The following is a 5,357-nucleotide window of genomic DNA, read 5'->3' as shown; positions in this document are numbered from 1 at the left end:
ACAATCGCGTCCATGGCGCGAGTCCGATACCTCCTCCATGTATCTGAGGTCAACAACGCACCTGTGAGCCTCAGACCGGCGAAGGTTCTTTCGAGAGAATCAAATGCTTCAACCTCTGCAGACTCTCCCGATCCAGGGCCAGCTCATCCACGCCGGATTCGGGGGCGCGGACGGCAAGTCGCAATTCCGCAAGGGAGTAGAGTTCATCGATCCCCTCCAAATCGTTTCGGGCCAAAAGGTCGGATAAGTGTTGAAAGTCTCGTAAGGTCATTGCTGGATTCGTAAGGTGTCAACGGCGCGCGCGGCTCTTCTTTTTTTCTCTCAAGTCAGATGCATACGGCTGCCCTCGGTCGTCTGACCGAGAGGGCGTAGCCGTAGGCATAGGATATAAGGATACTAGGATATTGTATCCTGTATCCTGTATCCTAGGTATCCGTCTGAAAAAACAGCATCTACGTAGGCGCAAATAGGGTTTTTTCGTTGCTAGCGTTACGGGGTAGACCAAAAACGTTACAGGGTAGACCACAAAACGTTACAGGGTAGACCATAAAACGTTACAGGGTAGACCACATTCCGTCCGTCCCATGAACCCTACTCGAATGGCAGCTGCGGCAGTGAGTACTGCTCGATCAGACGGCTCCGTTGATTATCCGACCATCCACTCCAGGACGGCCCCGGCATTGGCAACGGAAAGGGTTTCAGCCCAAGCATTTTCGCAGGCCCATCAAAAAGGATGAATCCTTTTCCCCGCAGTCTCTCCAGTACAACCCGAGTCCTGTATCTCCACTGACGTTTTGTGCCCTCGCTCGGAGCCTCCGTACCGTACCCCATCCGTACCAGGTCGTCAATCGTCACCTGTGGATACTCATCCCGATCCATTTTCTGAAACACCCGCTTCCCTCCCCCCCGAATGTCAAGCACCTCGCTCCATGCTGCTGACAGATGATAGACCAGCTTCCACCTGATATCTCCCGAGGAACTAGCGAAGGCGTTGAGTTTCGGGCACATCTTGAACCCGCGAGTCGTCGGCGGAAACCAGATGCTAACTTGGAGTATGTCATCCTCGAACACCCGACGCACCGGTTGTTCCCGGATCTGTACCGGCGCATAACCCCGCCAACGCCCTTCGCGGTTTTTGTATTCCACCAGTGGAAGGGTTCGGATATAATCCAGAGCGCCCAGGACTATTTTTGAATGTCGTTCAGGTCTGAACCGTTTGATCCCGGTTGCCTTTTTGAACAACTCCACCACCGGCATGTCATCCACCGTTACGCGAATCTCAGTATCCCAAAGTTCTCGCCTGACCTCCCCCAACATGAGCAAGAGGAATTGCGCGCCCAGACGTGCTTCGTTCGGGTTATGCCACCGATTCAGTCCCAGCATTTCCGGGGGAATCACCGTGAGCATTCGTGACGCTCTCCGCTTCTGCCTGTCGTCCTCCGATTCAATCGCCGTGCTCGGAATGAGCGGGACGGCGTCCGAGGGGTTCGAGACCTGCTTTGCGTAGTGACGCACATACCACAGAACCAGCGCAAAAAATGGGCATAGGTGCGCTTCCGTCTTCCGGTCATCTGGATGCTCCTTCATCCGCTTCAGAACACGCCGGTGCATCACGGTCGGCGTGTGAGGAAAGGGGAAATATTCGCGTGGCATCCCACGCCCGCCATCCATCCCCGAGAGCGCCATGATCCGAACGCTCACCAAAAACGAGTCCTTTGGCGCGCCTCTCTTTTCGTCATAGATGCAGATCCGCTCTTCGATGCTTCCCTCATAGCCGCTCCGATCAAATCGACGTGCGCACGCATCCACCTGCCCCAGACAGAGATTCCATCCCTCATCTTTGTGGCGCATCGGGTCCGTCATTTTCTCGTTGACGGCCTTTCCAAGATCCATCCAGGAAGGACACAGAACATCGCCGATCGAAACCTGAACCGTCTTATGTGCACACACGCGCTCCCAATACCCTTTCACGATCAGGTCACAGATCTGACGATCCAGCATCATCCAATCCGATCCCGTGACCTCACTGCTCTCCAGCTCTTGGAGTTGCCTAAGTATTTCTTCTCTGTGTCCTTGGATCTCACTCATTAGAACGGCAGCTCTTCGTCATCTATCGGCTGCGATGGGGCCTTCGGTGGCCGCGCCGCCGTTTGTCCGTTGGTTGGTTCACTGTCCGCCCCTCCATAGGAGTGGGGGTAAATCACCAACCCCGAGCCTGCATCCGGCCCCCACCACAGCTTCAGGTCTGGCTTCCGCCTCGCGTGGTTGCCCTTCTCAAGTCGGAGCGTCAGACTATTCAGATAGATCACCCTCCCGTCTGGATCCTTGGCAGGTACCCACTCGCCCGCCTTATTTTTTCTCATCTTGACATCCCGCATCAAGGTCATCGCCGCACGCGAACCATTCTGCCAGTCGGCCGATCCAGCCGACGCAAAACTCCGGGCCGTTGACGTCCCGCCTTTGGGCAAGTGACCGACCATCAGAATGGCTGCCCCCGTGTCCTCCGCCAGGCGTTGCAAAAACCGGATAAATGCTCGGACGGCCACACTGTCCGAGATATTCCCTGAGAAAGCTGCAACGATCGGGTCGATCACGACCAGACGGGGGACGATCGTTTTGACCGCATCCTCAAAGATCCGGCCCGCCTCCGTGATCCGCAGCTGTGTGTCCCTGTGCTTTCCCGCAAGCGGTGCAAACAGCGGGGATGTACCCCGCAGCACGCAGACGTTATCCCGGACTTTCTCCAGCACAGCATCATCCTGCCCCTCGATAAACTTTCTGAATACACGGGAATACATGGTATCAAGCGTGTCTTCAAATCCGGCATACAATACCCTTCCCTCCTGCATCACCTCCGGGGGCCTCGTTCCCAGCTCCGTTTGATGTGTCCCCTCCAACACATCAAACCATCTGACCTCTCCCAGGGCGATCCTCATGCACAGCCACAGCGACGCAAAACTCTTCCCAACCTCTCCATGCCCACCTAACAGACTGACCATCCCCGAAGGGATCCATCCATCCACCACCCAATCGACCGGCGCATGCACCCCATCCATCAGACTCGATACATGAGCGTGGTGGTGCGGCCTAGCCGGCATAATGAAACGTCCTCGGATCTCGGCATCCAGCTGAGAACCTTCAAGGTCTGTGACCGTGTCCCAAACCACGGCTCGGTAATCGCGCATCAGTCTCCCGGTCTCTTTGGACAGCCTCAGATCCTGCACATCTGCCCACGCCGATTTGATGGCTCGGATCAGCGCATCGTAGTCCGGTGCTTCCTGTGACTTTGCTGCCCATGCCGATTTGAGTGCATCATCGAGTGGCCCCAAGCGCTCCCGCTCGCCCGCCGGGACATTCTGCGCAATGTCCAGCTCCGCATCCAGCGCGTACTTGAGCGCAGCCTCAACCGTCTTCCTCGCCTTATCCATATCCACACCGGGCCCGGGGTTATCCGGCAGCAGCAGATCCGTGTATTGCCCAGGATCCAACCCGGCACCCCGGATCCTCCGCAGGATGCTGCCTGCCTCGCTGATTAGCGTTGTGTGGCGTTCGCCCCTCTTATCCTGCAGGGCCTGGTGCAGCCGAAGGATCTGCACCTGTATCGTTGCAGGAAGATCACTTGACCGGAGGGGGTCCGCTTCTTTGCGCAGAGCCGATGCCGGCGCAGCCCTCCCCGTTTTTGTGCCTGGAATGGGTAGGCCCAGGTGCGCCCTGAGCGCGTTGGCCGGCACCGGTTGATCGCATTGATGGAGTCGCCTGCACATGTCGACAAACCCTTCCGGGTCCCAGCAGATCAAATAGTTCTCACTCCCGCGGGTCTGACCAGAGCCACCACCGAAACTATAGTCCTTGGACTCAAACACATCGGTATCCACGGCGAACCACACATGCCACCCGTCCGGGCGTCGGGAAGGTGTGATGTACGTGGCGTAAGGGTACAGGTCTGCCAGCTGATCCGCCACGGCTCTCCCACCATAATCAACATCCACCCCCACCAGTCGCATCGATGACGGGAACACTGCCAAGAGCGCGGCCCGCTCGTAGGCTCGGTCGGACATGGGTTTGAAGGTCGGCTTCCCCCTCCCCGTCCAGCCGTCCGCAGCGTTTTCCGGGTCCCGCCAGTCGACCGGTTTTTTGTTTCCCAAGCAAGCTACGAACTGGACATGCGGAAAGTACTCTTCCCGCACCTCATCGATCTGCTCGCGCGTGAGTTTCCGGGGCAGTGCAGTATTAAAGGCCTCGGCCAGCTGCCTTTCGTGTTCGGGTTTCGGTGTATCTGGGATCATGTGCTATCCGGCTGCGATCCGGGGATGGTTCTTAGAATTTAAGCCACGGGCGAGCAAAATCCAAAACGTCCAAAAAGATGAACGCCCATGATCGTGGCATGGGCGTTCAAACGGGAAACACGTGATCGCAGCACGAATTCCCAACGTCAACCGGGCAACAGGTACCCAGCACATGAGTATTGCAAAGATACGGCACGGGGATCAGATTTTCCCAGGATGAGCGTGGCCCTGACCAAATGAATCCGTAAATCCATATTTTGACGTCCAGAATAGGGCATAGAATCAACAACCGTGATGTCTCTGGTATGTTAGTATTCATTTTCCACACACGGCGAGAATCGCAATTAAACGCCCTTTGTGGCGATCGTTGGAGTTATGGCCTCTGAGACCACCGAGAAACCACCGGAAAACGCTCCGCATGGGGTCAAAATGGACGGCACGCCCAAAAAGGGAGTGGGGGGCCGTGCTCCCAAATTGACGGATAACGTGATTGCTGCTGCCTCCACACTGATTGCAGAATCGCACTACCATCCACGCGTTGCCCTCGTCACAGCGTATCGCCGACTGCATCCGACCGAGGAACCCGTCAAAACCAACACGGCCCGAAAGTGGTTGCTGCGTGCTGAAAACCCAAAAGCGCGTGGCGTTTATGGGCGTTTATCCCGTGCTGTGAGCGAGTCCCAGGATCTTTCCAGTGCAGTTTTATTTGATGAACTGGCCAAGGGCCGACCGGATAAAGTCCGCAAGTTCACCCGCGAGGGCGTGGATCCGCAGACCGGCAAAACGGTCACGGTCTTCCATGAGGTCAAGGAATTTGGGCGCAAGCCCATGAGTGAGCAAGCGATCCTTCGATTGCTTGCCAATCGATTCCCTGATGAATGGAGTGACCGAAAACATCTGGATGCGAGGATAAAAACAAATCCAGAGACCCCCCGCACGGTAGTGACGTGGCCCGCGGCCACCGATCCCGGCATTCAGAACCTTCTAAACGGCTTGCAGGAAAACGGGGAGCCGTTTCCGGAGACATCCGAGTCGATGCAGTTGAATCCGTCCGAGGATGAATCCAGCGAG

General features: G+C 56.6%; 3 protein-coding genes. 1 reads left to right on the top strand and 2 read right to left on the bottom strand.

Going from position 1 to position 5,357, the window contains the following annotated elements; translation table 11 throughout:
* Nucleotides 1-591: 591 nt before the first annotated feature.
* Nucleotides 592-2,088: a hypothetical protein gene (locus F4Y00_00835; protein MYE03512.1), complete on the bottom strand. Its 1,497-nt coding sequence runs from the start codon at nt 2,086-2,088 to the stop codon at nt 592-594.
* Nucleotides 2,088-4,286 (bottom strand): AAA family ATPase, encoded by a 2,199-nt coding sequence (locus tag F4Y00_00830; GenBank protein MYE03511.1) that lies wholly within the window; start codon nt 4,284-4,286, stop codon nt 2,088-2,090. The genes F4Y00_00835 and F4Y00_00830 overlap by 1 nt, the downstream gene beginning before the upstream one ends.
* 375 nt (nt 4,287-4,661) lie before the next feature.
* On the opposite strand from F4Y00_00830, the gene F4Y00_00825 reads away from it, so the two are divergent.
* Nucleotides 4,662-5,357, top strand: a 696-nt coding sequence (locus F4Y00_00825) for a hypothetical protein (GenBank protein ID MYE03510.1), incomplete at its 3' end; no start/stop codon positions are given.

This window comes from Bacteroidetes bacterium SB0662_bin_6 (assembly GCA_009839485.1).
Classification (GTDB): Bacteria; Bacteroidota; Rhodothermia; order Rhodothermales; family VXPQ01; genus VXPQ01.
Note: the sequence above shows the minus strand (reverse complement) of the source record. Positions and strands in the feature narration are given on the sequence as shown.